22 protein-coding genes and 1 pseudogene are annotated in these 21,986 nt (G+C 68.3%); 7 read left to right on the plus strand and 16 right to left on the minus strand.

What is annotated here, in order from left to right:
- Positions 1-32: 32 nt before the first annotated feature.
- The gene (locus GN153_RS08960) at positions 33-1,262 is read left to right on the plus strand and encodes an ornithine cyclodeaminase (protein ID WP_159901833.1); all 1,230 of its coding nucleotides are present in this window, start codon (positions 33-35) and stop codon (positions 1,260-1,262) included.
- Positions 1,263-1,600: 338 nt separating this feature from the next.
- Here the strand turns inward: GN153_RS08960 and GN153_RS08965 are convergent, their stop codons facing one another.
- Complete coding sequence (locus tag GN153_RS08965; RefSeq protein ID WP_159901835.1) at positions 1,601-1,864, minus strand: DUF7553 family protein; 264 nt, start codon at positions 1,862-1,864, stop codon at positions 1,601-1,603.
- Between the two features lie 103 nt (positions 1,865-1,967).
- Positions 1,968-2,363 (minus strand): universal stress protein, encoded by a 396-nt coding sequence (locus GN153_RS08970; protein WP_159901837.1) that lies wholly within the window; start codon positions 2,361-2,363, stop codon positions 1,968-1,970.
- A gap of 138 nt (positions 2,364-2,501) precedes the next feature.
- On the opposite strand from GN153_RS08970, the gene GN153_RS08975 reads away from it, so the two are divergent.
- Positions 2,502-3,455 carry a phytoene/squalene synthase family protein gene (locus GN153_RS08975; protein WP_159901839.1) on the plus strand — a complete coding sequence of 318 codons (954 nt, stop codon included), beginning with the start codon at positions 2,502-2,504 and terminating at the stop codon, positions 3,453-3,455.
- Between the two features lie 31 nt (positions 3,456-3,486).
- Here the strand turns inward: GN153_RS08975 and cruF are convergent, their stop codons facing one another.
- From cruF to GN153_RS08990, 3 genes are read right to left on the minus strand one after another with little or no spacing between them, the layout of a single operon-like run.
- A complete protein-coding gene (cruF, locus tag GN153_RS08980) occupies positions 3,487-4,353 on the minus strand; it encodes a bisanhydrobacterioruberin hydratase (protein ID WP_159901841.1) in 867 nt (288 codons plus the stop codon).
- A 36-nt stretch (positions 4,354-4,389) separates the two neighbouring features.
- Complete coding sequence (locus GN153_RS08985; RefSeq protein WP_159901843.1) at positions 4,390-5,274, minus strand: prenyltransferase; 885 nt, start codon at positions 5,272-5,274, stop codon at positions 4,390-4,392.
- Positions 5,275-5,319: 45 nt separating this feature from the next.
- Positions 5,320-6,837, minus strand: coding sequence for a phytoene desaturase family protein (locus tag GN153_RS08990; RefSeq protein ID WP_159901845.1), 1,518 nt, complete (start codon positions 6,835-6,837; stop codon positions 5,320-5,322).
- 130 nt (positions 6,838-6,967) lie between these two features.
- On the opposite strand from GN153_RS08990, the gene GN153_RS08995 reads away from it, so the two are divergent.
- Positions 6,968-7,660 (plus strand): SDR family NAD(P)-dependent oxidoreductase, encoded by a 693-nt coding sequence (locus tag GN153_RS08995; protein ID WP_159901847.1) that lies wholly within the window; start codon positions 6,968-6,970, stop codon positions 7,658-7,660.
- Here the strand turns inward: GN153_RS08995 and GN153_RS09000 are convergent, their stop codons facing one another.
- Positions 7,661-8,002: an amphi-Trp domain-containing protein gene (locus tag GN153_RS09000; RefSeq protein ID WP_159901849.1), complete on the minus strand. Its 342-nt coding sequence runs from the start codon at positions 8,000-8,002 to the stop codon at positions 7,661-7,663. It abuts the gene before it with no gap.
- A gap of 171 nt (positions 8,003-8,173) precedes the next feature.
- On the opposite strand from GN153_RS09000, the gene GN153_RS09005 reads away from it, so the two are divergent.
- Positions 8,174-9,751, plus strand: a complete 1,578-nt coding sequence (locus tag GN153_RS09005) for a CocE/NonD family hydrolase (protein WP_159901851.1) — start codon at positions 8,174-8,176, stop codon at positions 9,749-9,751.
- Positions 9,752-9,839: 88 nt separating this feature from the next.
- Here the strand turns inward: GN153_RS09005 and GN153_RS09010 are convergent, their stop codons facing one another.
- Both GN153_RS09010 and GN153_RS09015 read right to left on the minus strand, forming a co-directional pair.
- Positions 9,840-11,252: a sulfatase gene (locus tag GN153_RS09010; protein ID WP_159901853.1), complete on the minus strand. Its 1,413-nt coding sequence runs from the start codon at positions 11,250-11,252 to the stop codon at positions 9,840-9,842.
- A gap of 184 nt (positions 11,253-11,436) precedes the next feature.
- Positions 11,437-12,027 (minus strand): DUF1684 domain-containing protein, encoded by a 591-nt coding sequence (locus GN153_RS09015; RefSeq protein WP_236544778.1) that lies wholly within the window; start codon positions 12,025-12,027, stop codon positions 11,437-11,439.
- A 137-nt stretch (positions 12,028-12,164) separates the two neighbouring features.
- On the opposite strand from GN153_RS09015, the gene GN153_RS09020 reads away from it, so the two are divergent.
- A complete protein-coding gene (locus tag GN153_RS09020; RefSeq protein ID WP_159901857.1) occupies positions 12,165-12,419 on the plus strand; it encodes a hypothetical protein in 255 nt (84 codons plus the stop codon).
- Positions 12,420-12,454: 35 nt separating this feature from the next.
- Here GN153_RS09020 and GN153_RS17920 read toward each other — a convergent pair whose 3' ends face one another.
- From GN153_RS17920 to GN153_RS09030, 3 genes and pseudogenes are all read right to left on the minus strand, one after another.
- A complete protein-coding gene (locus GN153_RS17920; RefSeq protein ID WP_449329032.1) occupies positions 12,455-13,153 on the minus strand; it encodes a DUF7305 domain-containing protein in 699 nt (232 codons plus the stop codon).
- Positions 13,136-14,218 (minus strand): annotated as a pseudogene (locus GN153_RS17925) (DUF7289 family protein); the annotation flags it as partial. The pseudogene GN153_RS17925 and the gene GN153_RS17920, both read right to left, overlap by 18 nt.
- Before the next feature lie 286 nt (positions 14,219-14,504).
- A complete protein-coding gene (locus tag GN153_RS09030) occupies positions 14,505-15,077 on the minus strand; it encodes a peroxidase-related enzyme (RefSeq protein WP_159901861.1) in 573 nt (190 codons plus the stop codon).
- Between the two features lie 112 nt (positions 15,078-15,189).
- On the opposite strand from GN153_RS09030, the gene GN153_RS09035 reads away from it, so the two are divergent.
- On the plus strand, positions 15,190-16,047 hold the full coding sequence (locus GN153_RS09035) for a ZIP family metal transporter (RefSeq protein WP_159901863.1): 858 nt from the start codon (positions 15,190-15,192) through the stop codon (positions 16,045-16,047).
- A 35-nt stretch (positions 16,048-16,082) separates the two neighbouring features.
- Here the strand turns inward: GN153_RS09035 and GN153_RS09040 are convergent, their stop codons facing one another.
- The 4 genes from GN153_RS09040 to GN153_RS09055 all read right to left on the minus strand — a co-directional run bounded on the left by GN153_RS09040 (position 16,083) and on the right by GN153_RS09055 (position 19,816).
- Positions 16,083-17,153, minus strand: a complete 1,071-nt coding sequence (locus GN153_RS09040) for a CNNM domain-containing protein (RefSeq protein ID WP_159901865.1) — start codon at positions 17,151-17,153, stop codon at positions 16,083-16,085.
- Positions 17,154-17,218: 65 nt separating this feature from the next.
- Positions 17,219-18,103, minus strand: a complete 885-nt coding sequence (locus GN153_RS09045) for a hypothetical protein (protein ID WP_159901867.1) — start codon at positions 18,101-18,103, stop codon at positions 17,219-17,221.
- A gap of 95 nt (positions 18,104-18,198) precedes the next feature.
- Positions 18,199-19,350, minus strand: coding sequence for a hypothetical protein (locus GN153_RS09050; RefSeq protein ID WP_159901868.1), 1,152 nt, complete (start codon positions 19,348-19,350; stop codon positions 18,199-18,201).
- Positions 19,351-19,489: 139 nt separating this feature from the next.
- A complete protein-coding gene (locus tag GN153_RS09055; RefSeq protein ID WP_159901869.1) occupies positions 19,490-19,816 on the minus strand; it encodes a transcription factor S in 327 nt (108 codons plus the stop codon).
- Between the two features lie 137 nt (positions 19,817-19,953).
- Between GN153_RS09055 and GN153_RS09060 the strand changes: the two genes are divergently transcribed.
- Entirely contained in the window at positions 19,954-20,229 is a 276-nt protein-coding gene (locus tag GN153_RS09060) for a ubiquitin-like small modifier protein 1 (RefSeq protein ID WP_159901870.1), read from the plus strand.
- Between the two features lie 35 nt (positions 20,230-20,264).
- Here the strand turns inward: GN153_RS09060 and GN153_RS09065 are convergent, their stop codons facing one another.
- Positions 20,265-21,941, minus strand: a complete 1,677-nt coding sequence (locus tag GN153_RS09065; RefSeq protein WP_159901871.1) for an aldehyde ferredoxin oxidoreductase family protein — start codon at positions 21,939-21,941, stop codon at positions 20,265-20,267.
- Between the last annotated feature and the right edge of the window lie 45 nt (positions 21,942-21,986).

Consider the following 21,986-nt stretch of genomic DNA (forward strand, 5'->3'; position numbering starts at 1 on the left):
ACGGTCTTGAGCGTCCCCCATCTGGCAGTGGTATGGCGTCCCGTCAGGTCGAACTCGAGGGTCACATCATCGACTCCGGGATGATGGGGACCTGCTTCGGCATCATCATGGACATGGGCGGCTCCTTCGAGGTCGAGGAGTTCCGCATCGGTCGACACGAGACCGAGGAGTCCTACGCCCGGCTGGTGGTGGAGGCCGACGACCCGGACCACCTCCAGTCGATCATCCACGAACTCCACCAGAACGGCGCGAACCCCTCCGACCCGGAGGACGCCCGCCTCGAGCCGGCGCCGGCCGACCAGGTCGTCCCCAAGGGGTTCTACTCGACGACCAATCACCCGACCGACATCCGGGTCGACGGCGAGTGGCTCCCCGTCGAGAACATCGAGATGGACTGTGCAGTCATCGTCGAGCGCGACGGCGACGGGCCGCGCGCGTACACGGAGGTACTCAACGCCATCGAGGAGGGCGACACGGTGGTGACCGGCGAGGCCGGCATCCGCGTGCGCCCGCCGGAGCGCCCCCGCGGACGGGACGGCGCCTTCGGCTTCATGCAGGGTGGTGTCTCGTCGGAACGCCCCTCCGAGACGACCATCTCGAACATCGCGGAGGCCATCGCCGAGACCAAGGCGAAGGACGGGAAGGTCCTGGCCGTGTGTGGCCCGGCGCTGATCCACTCGGGAGCCCGCGAGGACTTCGCACGGCTGGTCCGGGAGGGCTATGTCGACATGCTCTCGACCGGGAACGGGTTCGCCGTCCACGACCTGGAGCGGGACCTCTACGGCACCTCGCTCGGGATGGACACCGAGAGCCTCGACCACCCCCGGAAGGGCCACAAACACCACATCTACACCATCTCCGAGGTCATCCGCGCGGGCGGCATCGAGGCGGCCATCGAGGAGGGGCTGGTGGATTCGGGCGTGATGTACGAGTGCGTCCGGAACGATGCCCCTTACGTGATCGCGGGGTCGATCCGCGACGACGGCCCGCTGCCCGAGACCATCACCGACGCCGTCGAGGCCCAGAACGCGATCCGCGGGCAGGCCCACGAGGCCGACCTCGTCCTCATGCTCTCGACGCTGCTCCATTCGGTCGCAGTGGGAAACTGCCTCCCCTCCACGACCAAGACCGTCTGCGTCGACATCAACCCCGCCACGGTCACCCAGCTACTGGACCGGGGCAGCGCCCAGGCGGTCGGGATGGTCACCGACATCGGGACGTTCGTGCCGATGCTCGCGGAACACCTGTTCGACGAGCGGTAAGGACAGCCATCCGCGGAGCGGTCGGCGGTGAAGCAGTCGGCGGTGGAGCGGTCGGCAGCGTGGTCGGCGGTGGAGCGGTCGGCGGCGAAGCAGTCGGCGGTGGAGCGGTCGGCGGCGGCCTACCAGGGGTGGCCCGTCGGCGGCGGCCCGGCGCGCGTCCCGTCGCGCGCCGGGCCGGGGAAGGGTAGGCTTACAACAAGCATCCGCGGCGCTTCGCGCCGCGGTTCCCTGCGAGCGCTCTACCGAGCGCGAGCAGCCTTTTTCACTATGTTTTTGCGAGGAGGGTCCGCCTCGCGCCTGCCGGCGCGAGTGCGAGACCCGACGAAGCAAAAAGTAGTCTAGACGCCCTCGATCGTCTCCCGGAAGGCGTTGATCTCGTCGTTGGCCTCGTCGAGGGTCGCGGCGGCGTCGTCGTCCAGGTCGGGCTGGATCTCGTCGAGCCCGGACTGGATCCGTGCGAGCCGGCCGTGGTCGACGTCGCGGTCCCCCTCGGCCAGCGAGCCGAGCTGGTCGCTCAGCTCGCGGAGCCGGCCGGCGTGGTCGCCGGCGTCGTCTGCAGCCGATGCGAGCAGGTCACTGGCGGTGGCGAGGTTCTCGCGCATACCCAACAGTCCGCGGAGCGGGTGCAAAACAGTTGTGCACGACACGTCCGACGGCCGGAGTCGCGGCGCGCACCGGCCAGGCCGGTCCGGACGCCGTCCCGCGTCACTCGATGAGCGGGACACACCGGACGGCCCGGTCGGCCTCGAGCAGGAGGTTTTGAGCGGTCGAGCCGAAGACCATCTTCCCCACGGGGGTGCGCTTGCGGATGCCGATGACGTACTCGTCGGCGTCGAAGTCGTCGGCCGCGGCCAGCAGGTCCTCGATCGGCTCGTTCCCGCGGACGAACTGGTGGCGCTCGACGACGGCCTCCCCCAGCCCCTCCTGCAGGATGTCGAGGGCTTCCTCGCCTGTGGCCATCTCGTCGCTCGTGGTCTCGTCGCCGCCGGGCTCGGAGGTGACGATACAGACCTCGTCGTCGGCCCCGAGCGCATCCGAGAGGTAACCGAGGAGTCGTTCACTCGTCTCCGGTCCGTCCGTGCCGACCAGCAGGCGTGACATGGTCGGGGATAGTCGGGGGGCTGAAATAAAAGTGCACCCCGAACGGGTCGCGCGTCCCTCGCTCGTGGCCCCGCATGCGGGCGGGTACCCAAACGCATTGGGTAACTAACTTAGTACCAGGAGCCCGTTAGGAGAGGTGTGGACGAGTCCCAGCTCACCGAAGGGAAGGCCATCCACAAACGGACCGGCCAGACCTTCTACTATGCGACCCGTCTGCTCCCGACGCGGATCAGGGAGCAGACGTACGTACTCTACGGCTTCTTCCGGATCGCGGACGAGGTAGTCGACGGCGACAACGGCCTGCGCCCCGACGAACAGCGCCGGCGGCTCGAGGAGATCCGCGAGGCGGCTCTCGGGCAGACAGAGGCGCACGAACCGGTCGTCGACGCCTTCGCCGAACTCCGCGAGCGCAACGGTATCCCCGACCGGGAGGTCGAGGAGTTCATCGACGCCATGCAGGCGGACATCGACACCGACCGCTACGAGACCCGCGAGGACCTCGCAGGGTACACCCGCGGCTCCGCGGCCGCGGTCGGGCACATGATGACCGCGATCATGGAACCGGACGACCCCGAGGCCGCCCACCCACACGCCGGCACGCTGGGCGAGGCGTTCCAGCTCACCAACTTCATCCGCGACGTCCGCGAGGACATCCGCGAACTCGACCGGGTGTACCTCCCTCTGGAGACCCTGGAGGCCCACGGGTCGAGCGTCGAGGAGATCCGGAACTGCGAGCCCACCCCGGAGTTCCGGGCTGCGGTCCGGGCGGAGCTTCTGCGCACCGAGAACAAGTACCGCGAGGGCGTGGCGGGCATCGAGTACCTCCCGGAGGACTGCCAGTTCGCCGTGTTGCTGGCTGCGGTGCTGTACGCCGAGCACCACCGGCTGGTGCGCGACCGGAACTTCGACGTGCTGACCCGCCGGCCGTCGCTGTCGCGGCGCCGCAAGCTGTGGACGGTCGCGAAGACCTGGTGGCACTGGCGCCGGCTCAAGGACCCTGTCTCGGTGTTCCGGCGGGTCAGCGCCGTCCCGACCAGCGACGGCGAGACCCCCGGGGCCGACGAGGGTCCCCACGTCCCCCACCCGGAGTAGGTCGGAGCCGCGTTCGCCTTCCCGTTCCCGACTATCCTGACTGCCGGCCGGCGACCCGCTCCCAGACCCGGAAGTCGAAGCGGTCGAGGCGGACCAGCCCGACCGCGAACAGCCCCGCGACTGCGACCGGCACCCACGCCCCGTAGAAGGCGTTGACTCCTCCCCACAGCAACACGAAGCTCACCAGGTCGTCGAGCACGTACGGGCACTCGCGCACGCGAGCGAGCAGGGCCGCCCGGCTGAACGCCAGGTCGACAGCCAGGACGGACACCGTCGCACTCAGCACCCACCCGGCGTAGTTGCTCAGCGGGACGCCGTAGTATCCCCCCTCCGCGTACGACCAGAACCCGAGCGCGACCGCGCCGGGGTCGAGCACGAGGTCGACCGCGATGACCGCGGCGATGACCGTCCCGAGCCTGACTGTGGGGTTGTTCGCCCGCTCGCCGAGCAGGAGGAGACAGAGCAGGTAGCTGTTGAGCACCAGCGGGAGGAAAAAGACCGGGAGTCCCAGGGGAAGCTCGCCGCCGAGGGTCGGCCCCAGCGCGACCCCGTAGGAGAACTCCCCGTAGGGCCACCCGGTCGCGAGCCCGACGGCCTCGATCCCGTAGGCGTAGGCCACGAGCGCGCCCAGTGCCAGCGCTGCCCGGCGGTCGAGGAGGGGGGCGAGCCCGCCGACCAGCGGAAGCCGCATCACCACCGTCCCGAGCAGGACCAGATACGGGTTGAACGAGAGCACCTCGGGGAGCAGCCCTTCGGCGCTCGCGAGCAGCAGGAGTGCCCCGGTCACCGGGAAGACGACGGCGATGGTAAAGCGGTTGTTCCGGACCAGCCGGTCGAGCAACGCCTCGACGTCCCGGCGGTCGACAGAGCGTGCCGAGGCGACCACCCCCTCGCTCATCGCCGGTTACCCCCGGGTGGCCGGCGGCGCGCGGGCTCACCCATTCAGAACCACCCAGACCCCGCCCATCGTCAGGGCCGCGCCGGCGACCGTGTTGATGACCGGAAACCACCAGTACGCGCGGTCCACCGACACCGAAGAGAGCGCAAAGAGGACCGTCAGGACGGGATAGGCTCCGAAGACCGCGCCCAGGAAGGGGTGGAGCAGGCCCATCAGGACTGCGGCGGCGAGCCAGACCGCCCCACAGTAGACGAGCGTCGGGCGCTCGCCGAGCACCGTCGCGGTGGTGTCGATACCGGCCTCGCGGTCGGGTTCGATGTCCGGGACCGCGGAGAAGGTGTGCATCCCCATCGTCCACAGCCAGCCGCCGGCCACGGCCAGGAGCGGCGGGGATTCCCCGGCGATGGCGATGTAGGCGACCACGCCCGGCAGGACGTACAGCCCGTTCGACAGCGAGTCCAGGAAGGGCGTGGTCTTGAACCGCAGCGGCGGGGCGCTGTACTCCACCGCGAGGAAGTAGAACGCGGCGAGCGCGTAGATCCCCTGGATGGTGAGCGCGAAGCCGAAGAGGGTCCCGACGGCACCGGCCAGGTAGACCACCATCACGACGATCCCGTCGCCGGTGTACTGGACCTCCCGGCCGCCCTCGCCTTTCTTGGGATTCTTCTCGTCGATATCGACGTCGAAGATGTCGTTGACACCGTACAGAAACAGGTTCGCGGGAATCAGAAACCACGCGAACAGCGCGAGCGCGAGCGGCTGGAAGAACTCCGCCGGGGAGTCGGCGGCGTAGACGACGCCGACGACGACGGGGCCGGCGAGATACAGCCAGAAGCGGGGCCGCGAGAGCCAGAACAGGTAACCGAAAAACGACTGGTCGGAAGGGGCAAACGCCGCCAGCCGCTCGCCGACGTCGCTCATCCCGCGTCCGCTCCCTGGTGGGCCCGTCTCATTGCTGGTTGGTCTTCATCCCTGTTCGTCGAGCAGCGCTTCGGCCGCGTGTTCGCCGCTTATCAGACACATCGGGACGCCGATACCGGGCGTCGTGAAGGAGCCAGTGAAGTAGAGCCCGTCGACCGCCGAGGAGCGGTTCGAGGGGCGCAACAGCGCTGTCTGGCGGAGCGTGTGGGCGAGTCCCAGCGCGGTCCCGTCGGTGGCGTTGTACCGCTCGACGAAATCCGAGACCGCGAACTGCTCCTCGACGACGACCCGGTCCCGGAGGTCGACGCCGGTGTTGTCGGCGATGTCCGCGAGGATCTTCTCGCGGTATTCCCCCCGTATCTCGTCGCCGTCGTGCAGAGCCGGCGCGATGGGGACGAGTACGAAGAGATTCGAGTGGCCCTCGGGGGCGACCGCATCGTCGGTCTCGGAGGGGACACAGAGGTAGTAGGCGGGCTCGTCGGGCCAGCCCGGCTCCTCGAAGATGGCCTCGAAGTGGCTGTCCCAGTCCTCGGGGAGGACGAGCGTGTGGTGTTCGAGCGGGTCGACGTCGCCCTCGACGCCCATGTAGATGAGGAAGGCGGAGGGGGCGTAGGTCCGGGAGTCCCAGTAGTCGTCGTCGTACTGGCGCTCGTGGGTCGGGAGCAGGTCCCGTTCGGTGTGAGCGTAGTCGGCGTTCGAGACCACGTAGTCGGGCCGGTACTCGCCGTCGACGGTGTCGACGACGAAGCCCTCCTTCGCGCGTGTGATCCCCGTCACCTCCGTGCCGGTCTCGTAGGTCACCCCGAGCTGGTCGCCCAGCTCGGCCACCCCGTCGACGACTGCGCCGATCCCGCCGGTTCCGGTGCCCCGCTCCGTCGACTCCTTCGGGCGGGGGTAGTAGACGCCGAGGTTGAAGTCGACGTGGCTCATGATGTTGTAGAGGGCGGGCGTGTTGTGCGGTGCCCCGCCGAGGAAGACCAGCGTGTACTGCATGATCTGCTGGAGCTTGGGGTGGTCGAAGTAGTTCTCGACGTGGCTCTGCATCGAGCCCACGAGCCGGAGGCCGATCGGGGCGGCGCGCATCACGTCGGGGTCGACCCAGTCCCGCAGCCGCGAGCGGTCCTCGTAGACGAACTTCTCCATCGCCGTCTCGTAGTGGTGCTGGCTGGTCTCCAGATACTCGTCGAAGGCCGCGCCCGCGCCGGGCTCGTAGGACTCGAAGACCTCCCGCATGTGGTCGCCGTCGCCGCGGGCGTCGACCCGGTCGCCGTCCTTGAAGAAGATGCGGTAGTGGGGGTCCAGCGGTTCGAGCTCATAAAAGTCCTCGGGCGAGCGCCCGAAGTGCCCGAAAAAGCGCTCGAAGACGTCGGGCATCAGATACCACGAGGGGCCCATGTCGAAGGTGAACCCATCGCGCTGGAGGCGGCTGGCACGGCCGCCGAGCTGGTCGTTCTTTTCGAGGAGTGTGACGTCCAGCCCGGCGTCCGCGAGATAGCAGGCGGCGGACAGCCCGCCGAAGCCGCCACCGACGACCGCGACCGTCGACTCCGAGAGCCGTGTCATCGGTCCACGGTTAGGAACGAGTCCCAATAAACGGGCCGTTTCGGGCGGCCAGCGCGGCCCCGCTCGACCGGTGGCAGACCGGCGCCGGACCGACCCGCCGACCTAAGTCGCTCCCGCCCAACTCCTGTGTATGGACGGACAGACCGCCGTCGTCACGGGAGCGAGCCGAGGGATCGGCGCCGCCGTCGCGCGGGCGTTCGGGGACGCTGGCGCGCACGTCGTGGGGTGTGCCCGCAGCACGGACGCCCTGGAAGAGGTCATCGGGGACATCCAGGAGCGCGGCGGCACGGCGACCGGGGTCCGGGCCGACGTCCGCGACGAGTGGGACGTCGAGCGGGTCATGGACACCGCCGCACGCGAGGGCGGGAGGATAGACGTCGTGGTCGCCAACGCCGGCGTCTACCACGGCGACCCCGGCAAGACGCCGCTCCAGGAGGAGTCCTACGCCGCAGTCGACGACCACCTCCGGACCAACGTCCGCGGAGTGTTCGCGACCGTCCGGGAGGCGCTGCCCCACCTCGCCGACGATGCCCGGGTACTGGTCTCCTCTGGCGAAGTGGCGCGGGAGTCCCGTCCCGGCTACGGCTCCTACGGCGTCTCGAAGGCCGCTGCGGAGGCGCTGGCCCGGGGATTCGCCGCCGACCTGGAGCAGGTCGTCTGCGTCGTCGACCCCGGGGTCGTCGCGACGGAACTGACGGACGGCCAGGGCCGGGAGCCCGAGAGCGTCGCCGGTCAGTTCGAGTGGGCCGCCACGGAGGCGGCCGCCGCCGAGGTCGACGGGCAGGTCGTCGACCTCAAGACCTGGCGAGCGGCCACGCGGTAGTCACTCGACGCCGGGCGCGCGCTCGTCGGTCCGTCCCGGCAGCTCCACCTCGATCTCGAGTTCGGGGTCGTCCACGCCGTCGAAGTCCACTTCGAGGCAGACCGGCTCGCCGAAGGCAAAGGGGAGTTCCCACTCGTCGGTGGTCAGTGTCAGCTCGCCGCCCTCTTTGAGCTGTTCGCCCACGTCGACCAGGAACCGGCCGGCCTCCGCGGCGTCGAGCCGGAAGGTCTCCTCGTAGGCCCGTCCCTGGCGGATCGTCGTCCGCTCGGTCTCCCCGTCGTCGCGGTTTTCGTCGGTCCCGCTGTCGTCCGCTGTCCCCGGGTCAGTCTCTGGGTCTGACATGGCTGTGAGTGTCGACCGACAGCGTCGGTCCGTGCCCGGGATACGTGAGGACGGGTGAAGAGCAATGCGGTGGTGTTTCCCCACACCCGGACAGGATGAAACACCTCTGTAGCTGATGGCTCGACGTAGGTTGTAAATAATCTTTTATGACTGGCAACGCATGGAGAGGCCATGACAGACAGTGACAGTCTAGCACAGTCGATCGGCCTCACGCGGCGTCGGTTCCTGGCGTCGGTGGGGGTCGCCGCCGGAGTCGGAGCGGGAGCACTGTCGGCGGTCTCCGATCCGGTAGCAGCACAGGAGGGTGAGAGCGAGGGCGAGTTCACGACCGAGCGCGTCGAGATCGACTCGTTCGACGGGACGACCATCGTCGCGACGCTGTACGACCCGGGGGTCGAGGAGCCACAGCCGGCAGTGTTGATGACCCACGGCTGGGGCGGAACCCGACAGGACCGGGACCCGCAGGCGTCGCTGTACGCCTCCAACGACTACGTGGCTCTGGCGTATGACTCCCGTGGCTTCGGCGAGTCCGGCGGACAGGTCTCCTCGACCGGACCCAACGAGCAGCAGGACGCCGCGGCGCTGGTCTCCTGGCTGGCCGACCGCGACATCGTCATGACCGACGGGGAGGACGACCCCCGGGTCGGGATGGACGGGTTCTCCTACGGCGGCGGCATCCAGCTGCGGCTCGCTTCCGCGGACGACCGCCTCGACGCGCTCATCCCGCGGATCACCTGGCACAACCTCGCCCAGTCGCTGGCGCCAAACGGCGTCCTCAAGGAGGGCTGGCAGCTCCCACTGCGGGTATCCGGGCAACAGGACGGCAACCTCGACGCCGAAGCGGTCGAGATCGGCGAGAGCATCGCCCGGAGCGGGACGATGAACGAGGCCGAACGGGAGTACTACCGGAGCCGGTCGGCGGTCACCTTTATCGACCAGATAGACACGCCCGCGCTGTTCATCAGCGGCTGGCAGGACCGCCTGTTCCCGCCCAACCAGGTGTTCGCCAACTTCCGGGGGCTGCGGGAGAACGGCGTCGAGACGCGCCTCCTGATGCACAACACGGGACACAACTTCTTCAGTCCCGAGCAGTCCGAGACCGAGCGCTCGGTGATCACGGACGCAGTCGTCGGGTGGATGGACTACCACCTCCGCGGCGAGGAGCCACCGGGCCTGTCGACGGTGACCTACTACGACGACACGCTCGGGGACTTCCGCACCGCCGAGTCGATGCCCCCCGCCGACGCCTCCGAGCGGACCTACAACCTCGGCGAGGAGGGGGAGCTCGACGCCTGGTACATCGAGCGGCCGGACAGCGGGGGCTCGAACCGTACGGCCGTCAGCATCGACCTGCCGGTCGAGGGCCGCACGGAGGTCGTCGGCGTGCCGACCCTCCGGGTCGAGGCCGGTGCCTTCGCCGCAAACGACAGGGCACGGCTGTTCGCGGCGCTGGAGGACGTCGGCCCGGACGGAGCGAGCGGGCCGATCAACGGCCAGGTCATGGCTTACGAGGTGGCCGGCTCCGGGACCGTCGAATTCGACCTCGCCGGGCTCCAGCACGTCGTCGAGCCGGACCACAATCTCCGGCTGACGATGACGCTGGTCGACGACCTGCTGACCAGCGTCCCGCTGGATTTCGTCCCGAGCGCGCTCTACGTCGACTCGACGCCGGGCACCTCGGCCATTCTCGCCGACCCGGTCGCCAGCGGCGAGGAGGCCACGCTGTCCGTGCCCACGCGCTCGCTGTAGGCGGGTCGGGACGGGAAGCTGGCCCGGTCAAGACGCCCGCTGGTTCGCAGGTGTCGGCCCGTCGGCCTCAGCATTCCCGAAGCAGGGCTCACAGATACCCCATGTGTTCGAGGCGGTCGCGCATCTCCGGAGTGACCTCCATCCGGTCGTCGTCGCCGGTGTCGGTCGGGAGAGTCAGACCGCTCGCGGCCAGCTGCTCGGACAGCTGCCGGGCCACGCGCGGGTAGCGTTCCGCCACGTCTTCCTCCTCACCCGGAAGGAGGAACAGTTCCTCGCCCTCCTCGCCGGTCAGGAGCTTGAACCGGCCGTCGTGGACGCTGTTGAGCGCGTCCCAGCGGTACTGACTCACGTCGAAAGAGCCGTTCCGGTCGAGCAGCTTCTCCCGGTCGGACGCCCGCGACCCCCGCTGTGCGAAGGCGTACTCCCGGCGCTGTTCGGTGAGGTTGACCCCCTCGAGCTGGGGGCTTCCGGCCCCGAGCTGCTCGAGGATCGTTCTCGTGAAATCGACGTGCTGGACCGGGCCGTCGCTCGCGTGGGAGACGCCCGAGAGCCCGTGTGTGACCATCGGCACGTGGAGCAGCTCGTCGGTCAGGAGGACGTGGTGGCCGAGCCAGCCGTACTCCCCGAACGTCTCGCCGTGGTCGCTGGTCACGACGAACACCGTTTCACCGGGAAGGGCGTCCTCGACGTAGTCGAACAGCCGGCCGACGAGGTCGTCGATGTAGGAGAGTTCGGCGTCGTAGGCGGCTTCGATCGCCTCCATCTCGGCGCTCGACAGGTCGAGGCCGTCGGCGACGCGACCGAACACGTCCTCGAAGACGCGCTGTGATATGTCAATGATCTCGTCGACCGACTGGCCGGTCTCCTCGGCGTACGGCCGCAGGAAGTGTTTCGGCGGGGTGTAGGGGTAGTGTGTGGCGTTGTAGTGGAGATACAGGAAGCAGGGGGTGCCGCTCCGCGCGGTGGACCCGAGCCACCGCTCGGCCGCGTGGGTCACCATCGACGACCCGTTGTGGAGGGACACGTCGGTCGACAGCCCCGGCCCGTACCGCCGGATGTTTCTGAGGTAGTCACCGACTGCCCGGACCCCGACCGTGCGATGAATGTTCCTGAGCGTCGGGAACATGAACCGGTCGAACCCCCGGTCCATCCCCGTCGCCGAGCAGACGTACTGGTTGGTCCCGATGCCGAGTGACTCGTACCCGACCTCCGAGAGCAACTGTGGCATCGTTTTCAGCGACTCCGGGAGCCGACGGACGTCCGGCGACTGGATCCCCACCTGGTGGGTCGAGAGGTACGTCCCGGTGAGGATCGAGGCCGTCGACGCCGGCGTCCAGCGAGTCTGCGCGATACAGGTGTCGAAGGACTCCCCCGCAGGCCGGTCGGCGATCCGCTGGATGTTCGGGGTCGTGTCCCGCGCGTGCCCTCCCATGGTCGTCCGGTCGGCCCGGATGCTGTCGATGGTGACCCAGACGACGTTCGGACCGGTCACACCCGTCATGGAGTTGTGACGGCCGCGCTCGGGTAAATTTATAAACTCCTTACGGCCGGCCGGAGTTCGGCGGACTGGTCCCCTCAACCGACCCCGGGCGGAGCCGCGGCTCGATGACGCCGGCCTCCCCATACCGGCCGACTGTCGCACCGGTCAGTCGCGGTGAGGTTACCGGGACCGGGTGGCCGCCCGGTCAGTGGCCCGTGTGGTCGTGAGGGTCGGCCGGCTCTCCCGGGAAATCCTTCTCCCCGGCTTCGATACGGACGTCCAGCCAGTTTTCCATCGGGATCAGCGGACACTCGTAGGCGTAGTTGTAGGCACACGTCGGGTTGTACGCCTCGTTGAAATCCAGTATCCAGCCGTCCTCGGTCCGGTGGGTCGCCGGTTCGAGGTCGAGATAGCGCCCCGCGTCGTAGGTCTCCTCGCCGTTGGTGTCGTCGCGGAACGGCACCCAGAAGCGGTCGGCGTCGCGGTCCGGCCGGTACGCCTGCAGGACGTACGCCTCGCCGTCGACCTGGAACCGGAACTCGCCCCACCGCAGGTACGTCTGTTCGCCGTCGGCCGTGGTCTCGACGGTGACCTGCTCTTTCTCGTCGTGTTCGTCGAGCGAGACGACGAAGCGATATTCCGGGTCGACCTCGTAGTAGTCGAGCCCGGGGAACGATTCCCCCTGCATGTCCCGGGGGAGCGGCGAGCGCGCCGACTCCCGGAAGTGCTCGGCTTTCGCCTCCCGCGCCTCTTCGAGCTGTCGGGCCCAGTCGTCCGTGGCGTCTGTCGTTGTCACTGTCACACCTAATATTGTATTTTGTGCACAATAACAATTGCGGTTAAGGAGAAAAGTACGCATTTTGCGGGATAGTGCGGTAGTAGTATTGCAAGGTGAAAGAAACATTAAATGGTGTGCAGCCCCTATCGTGGGTCGTGTTCGACAGAACGAACTGCCAGAAGTTCGGCGCAGTCGCAGCAGTCGCACAGGGGCTCGCAACCGCCGTCGCGCCGCGGTTGAGTGCCCGCCTCGGGTCGAAGCTGGTCGAGCAGAACTACGAGAATGCCGGTGGTCTCGAACCCAGGCCCGGGTACCTCCGGCAGCTACGGGCGCTCGGGGTCGGAATGGCGGCTGCCGGCGTGGCTGGACTGCTCCTCGAAGCCGCCGCTGACGACGGGGAGAACGAGTAGCATAAGAAGCGCGGGACCTGCAGTGTCGTCGACAGTCAGTCGGCTATCCTGACAGTGTTTGCACTGATGTGGAGATACGAGACCTCCGCGAACTCGGTCTCGACAGATTCGATAACGCGGTCGTCCAGGGAATCGTCGTACCCGATATTTGCGTTGCCGGTCATCTCGACGTCGTCTGCCGTCGAGACGACAGCACCTTCGACGTTGGGCGAGTACTTCCCTCCGCCCGCGACCTCGACCGCACCCGTGTATATCGCCCCGTAGTACTTCGTGAACCGGTCGACGTCCCGCGAGTAGGTGACCAGCGAGTCGGTCTCGTCCGGGCTACCCCACACCGCCTGTCCCGTCATGTCGTAGGTTCCGTTCACGTACACGCGAACGGTTCCGTCTCCGACGATCTGCAGATCCGGCGTCCCCGTGTTGCCGTTTCCATTCCCGTTCCCCTTTCCGTTGCTGTTGCCGTTTCCGTTCTCGTCACTACCGTCGTCGTTGTCACTGTCGTCACCCTCGTCATTGTCGTTTCCGCCACCCTGGCCGTCGTTGCCCCCCTGACCCGGATTAGAGGGGTTGCCACCGCTGTTACTCCCGCTTTCTCCTTCATCGCTGCTGTCGCCCCCACCAGCCTGAGGTGGTTTTGAACCGCCGGGTTTCGCGTGCGTCTGGAGCGTCACTTTCGGATTGGCGCCCCCCTTACTCCCCGGGCCGGCGTCGACATCCCCGTCGACGAAGACCACGATGTCCCCGTCGGTCGTGTCGAACGTGGTTTGGGTCCCGAATATCGTATCGTCGTCGACGAAGTATTGGCCGGCAGTCACTGTCGAGAAGTTCCCCGGCGCGCTCTCGTTTCGCAGGCGTGTGCGCGCGGCACTGATCTTGTCGGCTGCGGGTGTGAGTTGCGACACCGCGTCGACGTTCTCTCTGGTCGTCCCGGTAATCTTGCCTTCGTCATCCGTCGTTCCCCCCAAGGTGATGTTGCCGTCCACGCCGGAGGCACCCGACTTGATGCTCAGGTTCCCGCTCGCGGTGACCGCCGAATCGAACGTGACGGGCTGGGGCGGGGGCACGAGCGTCACGTGGACGATATCCCGCGACGGGACGTAGCGGACCTCGCTGCTGGTCCGCTGCTCGAAGTACTGCCCCCACGCGCGGTAGAACTCGCTTTGGACCGTGACGTTGATCCGCTGGTCCTGGAGCGGGTTCCGCAGGTCCGGACTGCCGGGGTTCGGGAACACCTGGCGGTTGCCGACAGCCTCGATCGTCGCCCTCCCGCTCACTGACCCCTGGCCGGTCACGTTGATCATCGGGAGTGTGAGTGTCCCGTTGCGGTATTTGAACTCCGGCGGCGAGACCATCTGTCCGCCGCCGTCGGCGTTCTTCCAGACCCCGCCGCCTTGGTAAGCGAGAGTCACCGCCTCCGTCTCGTACTCGACTTTCCCCAGGGTCAGATTCATCACTCGCGTCGCCGTCCCCGACCGGTCGGTGGCGGTGACGTTCATCCAGCCGGCAGACCCGTCAACCCGGTACTCCCCCGTCCCTCCGTCCGACAGCCGCACCGTGTCGGTAGATGGGCCACCCAGCGCGACCAGAGCAGCCCTCGAATCGACGAGTTTGAGGACTTTCTCCGACTGTGCAGCGGACAGCCGGGATTCCGTTTCCTGAAAGAAGCCGGCGCTGAGCGCGACGATAACTGTCGACCCCCCGATGACCAGTGCAAGGAGCAGCACTATACCGATGACCGACGCTTGGCCCCGGTCGTCCGAGCGACCGGGCAGGTTCGGTGGCGTTCGGGCGAGGGGCATAGATATTCTTTACTGGCTGGCTGATCGAAATAAACCCCGCCGAGCGGTTTCTATCCTTGAAAATGGCGTACCGGCCCCGGACTAGGTGACCGACGACTGCCTTATCGAGCGCTTCCCGGACCAGCGAAACCGGCGGTACAAGCCCAACTCGCCGGAGTTCGCGACATGCAGCTCGCGCCGGCCGGTTGCGGCGCGATTATCAAACCCGACTACGGGCTCCGTAGGAGGGGTGAGGTCGGACCGCCTCCGGAAGCCGAGTGTGAAGACGGGCGCCCGCTGTGGATGCTTACCGTCCGATAGTGTAGAATTCCTCGTTCGGACGCATGTCCGTGAGGTGTGCCATCCGGTTCGAGAGGTTGTAGAAGCTGGTGACGGCGCCGATGTCCCAGACGGCCTCGCGGCTGAACCCGTGGTCGAGCAGCCTCTCGATGTCGTCCTCCTCGACGGCGGCGGGCTCTTCGGTCAGTTTGACAGCCAGGTCGAGCATCGCGCGGTGTTTCTCGTTGATCTCGGCGCTGCGGTAGTCGGTCGCGAGCTGGTCGGCCAGCCGCGGGGCCTGCGCGTAGATCCGCACCAGCGCTCCGTGGGCGACGACGCAGTACAGGCAGTCGTTGACCCCGCTGATCGTGACGACGATCATCTCGATCTCCTCTCGCTCCAGCGCGGTCTCCTCCAGCAGCGCGTCGTGGTAGTCGAAGAAGGCCCGGGCCTGCTGTGGCCGGTAGGCCATCGCCGGGAAGACGTTGGGCGTGAATCCGGCTTCCTCGGTCTCCTCCTCGATGCGCTCCTGCAGGTCTGCGGGCAACTCCTCTACGTCCGGAACGGGAAAGCGCGTCATCGGTGGCTCGGAATCTGCCATACGCGACCCCTCGGCACACGTCGGCTTAGGTTTTGTCACCCCGGCCGACTCGCCTCCGAACCGGGTGAACCGACCGACAGCCTTATACTGAAACACCGTCTCGTTCCCGGTAATGAGTATTAACGAACGCACTTCGATTAATAATCCGTTCGACTGGCTCTCGCCGCTCGGGCTCGTCGCGACGGTGATGCTCGTGGTGCTGTCGGCGGTCGGGCTCGCCGCAGGGGCGGAGAAGGTGACAGTCATCGCGTGGGTCGCCTTCGTGGCGATGGCGGCCGGCGCACTCGCGGGTGCGCGCGCGACAACGTCGTACCCGACGCGGCTCGTCTGGGGGTACGGACTGGCGAGCGGCGCGATGGTCGCCAGCTCGGCAGTCTTCCTGTTGCCGCAGGCGATCGGGCTCTCGCCCCGGGTCGGCGGGTTCGGCGTCGCCGCCGGCCTCCTGCTGGGGTACGCCGCCCACGTGATCGGCCACCGGCTGGCCCACGTCGACGTGGGGCTGGACCTGACGGCCGCCCAGATATCCGCCCACGCGCTCTCGGCGGGGGCGATCATCGGGCTCGTCTACGGGGCGATGCCCGAACTCGGGCTGTTGCTCGGGCTGGCGATCGTCTCCCACAAGGGGCCGGCCGGCTATGCCGCCGCTCACCGGCTTCGGACCGGCGAGTTTCCGGTCTCCGCGCTGCTGTTGCCCGCGGCCGGCGTCGGGCTGACGGCCATCCCGGCCGCGCTCCTGCCCGTCCCGGAGGTCGCTGCGCTCAACGCCGCCGTCTTCGGCTTCGCCACCGGCATCTTCCTGCACGTCGCGATGGACTTCCTGCCCTCGTGTGAGGTCGGCGGCGAGGTCGACGAGGTCTGTTCGCTGTCGGAACACTCCCACGCACAGCTCGACCGGCTCCGGCTCCACGCCGTCGCGAGCACGTTCGTCGGCGGATTCGCGGTCTTCGTCGCCTGGCTGGCAGTGGCCTGACCCCGTGGCCGGGCCGCCGGCGGACCGACCGTCTTTCAGGTGTACTCCGAGTCGAGGTCGAAGCGGTCGTCGAGCGGGTCGCTGAGCTCGCCCGTGATCTCCTCGAGGGCGTCGGTCGCCGTGACGAGGCCGACCACGCGCTCGCCTCTCACCACCACCGCGAGCTCCTGTCGTTCGGCCTGGAACTGGTCGATGAGGTCGCTGACGGCGGTGTCCGGGCTGACCGTCATCGTCGGAATGGCGACCGACTCCAGGTCGACCGCCCCGTCTTCGGCTCCGACGAACAGCGCCGGCGTGTAGACGACGCCACGGACGTCGTCCAGACTCTCGCCGACCAGCGGGAACCGGGCGTGTGGCGAGTTCCGGATCCGCTCGGCGTTGGTCTCCCAGTCGTCGTCGGTCGACAGCGCGACGACCTCCTCCCGGGCGACCATGATGTCAGCGACGGTCCGGTCGCCGATCTCCAGGGCGTTCATCACCTCCTCGCGGCGCTCCTCGGGGAGGTCGCCCTCCGCCAGGACCTCCCCCAGCCGGTTGCGCAGGTCCGCGCGGGACTCGATGACGTCCTCCTCGGTCTCCAGCCACGCGCCGGTCATCTCGACCCCGAACAGCCGCAGCGTCCACTTCGCGACGCCGTCCCCGAGCTTGATCACCGGCGAGATGAGCACGTAAAACCAGTGCAGCGGCGCCGCGCCGTACCGACAGACCACCCGCGAGCGCTCGACGCCCAGGTAGGTCGGCGTCTGCTCGCCGTGGGTCAGGTGGACCAGATTGATGATCAGGTAGGCGATCAGCGCCCCGGCTCCCACCGTCGCGAAGAAGGAGCCGGCAAACAGCGGCTCGAACAGCGCCGCCAGCGCCGGCTCGGCAACGATCCCGACGGCGATACTCGAGGCAGTGATCCCGACCTGGCAGGTCGTCAGGTACAGTTCGAGTTCCTGTGTCATCTCCCAGGCGCGCTCGAGCCTGGCGTCCCCGTCGATGAACTCCTCCTCGGTGAACTGCCGGGCGCGTGTCAGCGCGAATTCGATGGCGACGAAGAAGCCGTTTGCCAGGATGAGCAGCAGTCCGGCCACCAGGCGGACGGCGATCTCGAGGGGTGTCACACCTGCGACCTACGCCCGGTCAGGCGGATAAAAGACACGACCTGGGCTGTCGGCGGCCCCACGTCTCACTCCTGCGGGGCGACCTCGACGGTCCGCTGGGACCGGTCGCCGGGCCAGTGCAGGTGGTAGGTCGCCTCCGTCGGGCCGTCCGTTTCCGACCACTCCCCCGGCTCGCCCAGCGCGTGCGTCCCGGGGGTCCACGTCTCGGTCCCGCCGGCCGGGACCAGCCGGGAGACGGAGGCGACGGGGGTGTACGCGACCCGCGGTCCGGAGCGGTTCAGCGCCCCGACGAACCGGCCGTCCCGGTCCCCCCCGTTGGTGACCGAGACCTCGACGGCCGGCGACGCGCCCGCCTCGACCGAGTCCGGCACCGACCAGGACACGGACAGCGGCGGCGACCCGGCGGCCAGCCGCTCCCGGACATCCGGCGATGGGACCCAGACGTTGTCAGACCACGTCAGTCCGGCCCCCTCGGGCGCGCCGGTCGCGGGCAGCGGGAAGCAGACCCACCCCTCGCCGCTGTCGGCGTCGTAGCGTCCCCCCTCGTCGTCGTAGAGCCGCCAGAGGTCCGTCGGGCCGTCGGCCTCGATGGGGTCGTAGTGCTCGCCGTCGAACCGGAAGGCGAGGTCGGAACGGGCCGGCGGCTCCCCTCCGGTGACCGACAGCGAGAGGAACAGGTACTGCGTGTCGGCCTCGCTGGAGACGCCAAGCGAGTCCGGGGTTGCGAGGTGGACCAGGGCCGGCTGGAGCGCCAGGACCGACGCGTCCAGCGAGCCGCTGGGAGTCGACCCGTCCGGCGTCGGGGTCGTGTCGTCCCCGTCGGAGCCACCAGTCCCGTCGCCGGGCGCGTCGTCGCTCGGGCTCGCGGGTTCGGCCGGCTGTCCGGACGCGCACCCAGCCAGGCCAGCGAGGCCGGCCCCACAGAGCGCGAGCAGGTGTCGTCGTCTCATGGACTGGCGTTTCGGGGGGCGGATAAAGTGCTTTCAGGAGGCTACAGCGGTCGTTTCACACTCCGGGAGTTGCTCCGGTCGCGGCGGGAGGGAGGTCAGGACCCGCCGATCGGGTTGTCACCGTCGGTCCCACCGGTACCCGCGCCACCGGAGAGTGCCGTCCGGGTGTCTGAGACGACGTTGAGGACGATACTCGGGCCCTGGTAGTCCGCGTCGACGTCGCGGATCCCGGGACCGAAACCCTGGTTCCGCTCGGCATATCCGAACCCGGCATCGAGCAGCTGGACGAGTCCGGTCTGCCGTGCAGCGTCCGGCGTCACGTAGGTCAGCACGACAGTAGTCTCGGTTTCCTCCGGCCCGACGTTCACCCCGGCGCCGGCCGCCCGGGCGTCCTCGTAGAGCCGCTGGAACAGTTCGGCGAGGGCTCCGCCCGGCCCCCCGAGGTTCTCGAGCAGCAGGCTCGTCCCCGCGACCATCAGCGTGACGAAGGCGGGGTCCCAGACGGCCCCCATGTACATCGTGTGGTCCCCGAAGATGGACTGGTAGTTCCCGGTGTACTTGTTCGCGTCCCGTAACAGCGGGGCGTTGCCCCGTTTTGCCTCTATCGCCTGCTCGACGGCGGCGGTCGCCGGGAGGTCGCCGCTGGCGAGTGTGCTGCCGGCGACCAGGCCGCCGCCGTCGGCCTTGATTCCGATGGCGGTCTCCTCGACCGCGGCGGGCTGTGTCGCTACAGCGGAGCCGTCGTCGCCCCCACCGGGCCCGCCAGCCGTGACATCCGCGACGCCGGCGGTCTGGAGCGCGTTCGTCTCTGCGGTGTACACCTCGTAGTCGCCGACCTCCCCCGCCGACTCGACCGAGGGAGCCGAGCTCACCAGACCGCGGAACGGTGCCGTCCGGAAGCCCCCGCTCATCGCGACCGTCCCCATCCCGACCGGCAGCCCGGTGTCGCCGACGAAGCTCCCGCCGGTGACCATCGCCACCTCGTCGACCTCTGTCGGGCTGACCGGCGAGCCCGTCATCCCGCCGCTCCCGCCACCGGTGACCTGCTGGCGGTACGCCGACGGCAGGTTCTCGAGAAACGAGGCGACGTCGGCGGTCAGGAAGAACATGTTGTGTGCTTCCGTCCGCGCGGACGGGTCGTACAGCCACGACCGCGGCCCCAGCACTTCGCTGGCTGCGAACCCCCCGGCCCCGACGACACTCGCGGCACCGAGCCCCTGCAACAGGAGACGACGTGTGATCTCCATGCGCGCCGATCATGGTAAGAGCTGCTTAATCCGACCGGTTGCGGCACACTTCGCAGACTTCCGTACCTACTGCACGCAGTCCCCGGGTCAACCGCACGGCGTCGTGCGGTCGACCCCGAGAGCAGCACAGCAGCCCGTATCAGCTGTACTCGCGCCAGCGGTTGCCACACTCCGTGCACTTGAAAAATCGGGTTGGAGGTTCGTCGGCGGAGCCGGTCTGTTTGATCGTGTACCACGCCACACCGTGGCCACACTCCGCACACGTCACGTCCTCGGAAGTCGGCTTGCCCTCGAAGTTGGCCCCCTCCTCGGTCTCGACGAGTTCCTCCCCGCTTTGTTCGTCGGTCGTGACGAAGGCGGCCGCCCGCTCCTCGTCCTTGCTGACGGTCGCCCCGCAGGAAGAACAGACCATCTCGTCGCCGTCCGAATGCATCATCGAGCCACACTCGTCGCAGAACTGGACCATAGCTGTGACCACCTCTCTCCTGCCCCTAGCTTATCGTCCGGACGGTATATACCCGGCGTCATGCGGGAGACCCCGCGGCTCTCGTTCCCGGCCGGCGAGGACCAAGCTACAAGACGACTGCGGACGGACCGGGAGGTATGCAAGTCGAGTGTGTCTTCTTCGGGCCCTTCCGCGACGAGGTCGGCGAGAAGACCGTGACCAGGGGGACTGACGCGGCGACGGTCGGCGAACTCCTCGCAGAGGTCGAGGCCGCGTACCCGGGACTCGAGGGGCGGCTCCTGGACGGGGAGGAGGTCGTCTCCGAGGTCGCGGTGACGCTCAACGACACTCACGTCCAGCACATCGACGGCGCCGAGACGGAACTATCCGAGGGGGATGTCCTCCGGATGACCCCCGCCGTTTACGGCGGATAGCGGGGAGGAAACGGCCGGCTCCGGGGGCGGGGACGTCAGTCGTCGGCCGGCGCCGGCGTGGAGGTCGACGTGACCCGGTCGTCCGGGACCGTCCCGTCGTCGTTGTACCCGCGGAGCTCGTAGTACTCCCGGACCGAGGACTCGAGGTCCGGGATATCGTAGGGCAGACGGTCGTCGTCGGCGTCCCGACCGCGCTTGTTGTTGAAGTGTCGCTCGCGCTCGATGACGCTCGCGCCGACCTCCAGCAGCTCCTCGTAGTCGGCGTCGAACAGCGCCTCGAACCCTTCCTCGTCGATGTAGCTGCCCGAGAAGGCACAGACGACACCGGAGTCCCGGAACGCACAGAAGTTCTCCTGCTCGACGACGGTCTCGGCTTTCCCCTCGGTGCCCTCCGGGTCCAGCCCGCCGCGGTACTCGATGGACTGCATGGTCGCGAACATGTGGTCGGCGCCGCGGTTGGCGACGGCGTACTGCAGGCCCAGGCCGTGGAGCACCCGCCCGTCGTGGGCGGCGAACTCCATGCCCTTGACCGTCATGTCCTCGACGCCGAGCTCGTCGTGTGCGCGGTGGACCCCCTCCGCGAGCAGGTCGCCGACCCCCTCGCGGTGGGCGATCTTCTCCGTGACCTCGCGGGCCAGCTCGGCGTTGCCGAACTCGTCCTCGCTGGCGAGATACGCCGAGACCGTCACGCCCGCGGAGATGGTGTCCATCCCCAGCTCGTCACACAGCTCGTTTGCCTTCATCACGTCGACGATGTCGCCGACGCCCTGGTTCGAGCCGAAGGAGTAGACCGTCTCGAACTCCGGCCCCTCCGTCTCGACGCCCTCCGCCTCGTCGCGGGTGGGGAGCTTGCAGGCGAAGGCACACGCCGAACACGACCCTTTCTTGTACTTTTTCTCCTCGACGGCGTTGCCGCCGATGTCCGCGGCGTGCTCGAAGTGCATCTCCGAGAAGTAGCGGGTCGGCAGCGAGAAGTTGTCGTTGATGAACTCCGTTCCCGAAGTGGTGCCCTGCCGTTTCATGATGTCGTCGGCGGTGGCGGCCTCCCGGTGGATCTCGCTTGCGGCCTCCGCGGGGACCTCCACCTGCGGCGGAGCGTCACCCTCGAAGGTGACACACTTGACGTTCTTCGAGCCGAGCACCGCCCCCAGCCCGCCGCGCCCGAACGCGCGGGAGTCGAAGGTCATCACGCTCGCAAACCGCACCTGGTTCTCGCCGGCCGGGCCGATCGCCAGGCAGTGCTCCGGTCCGAGGCCGTGTTCGGCCTCCATGTAGTCGCTGACCGCCGAGACCTCCGCGCCCTCGAGGTCGGGGATTTCCTCGAATTCGACGCCGTCGTCGGTGACGTGGACCGCCAGGAGTTCGTCGCTCGCACCCGCGAGTTCGAGGACGCTGATCCCCGCGTCCGCGAAGTTGCGGGACATGTAGCCGCCGGCGTTGGTCGAGGCGAGCCCGTCTGTCAGCGGCGAGAGGGCGGTCATGTTCATCCGGCCGGTGAAGCTCATCTGGGAGAGCTGGAGCGGCCCGGTCGAGACGTACGCCCGGTTCTCCGGCCCGAACGGGTCGGCGTCGAAGGGGATCCGGTCGTGGGCGAGGTGTGTCGCGGTCGCGCGTCCCCCGACCGTCTCCGCGAGCAGGTCGGAGATGTCGACCCGCTCGGCCGTCCGTTCGCCGACGTCCACAGTGAGAAGCGGCCCTCGTGCGTGAAGCATACCCACACTGTCGGCCGAACGACCTAAAGAGGTTTCGGGGGCCGG

The sequence above is a fragment of the Salinirussus salinus genome, from assembly GCF_009831455.1.
Taxonomy (GTDB): domain Archaea; phylum Halobacteriota; class Halobacteria; order Halobacteriales; family Haloarculaceae; genus Salinirussus; species Salinirussus salinus.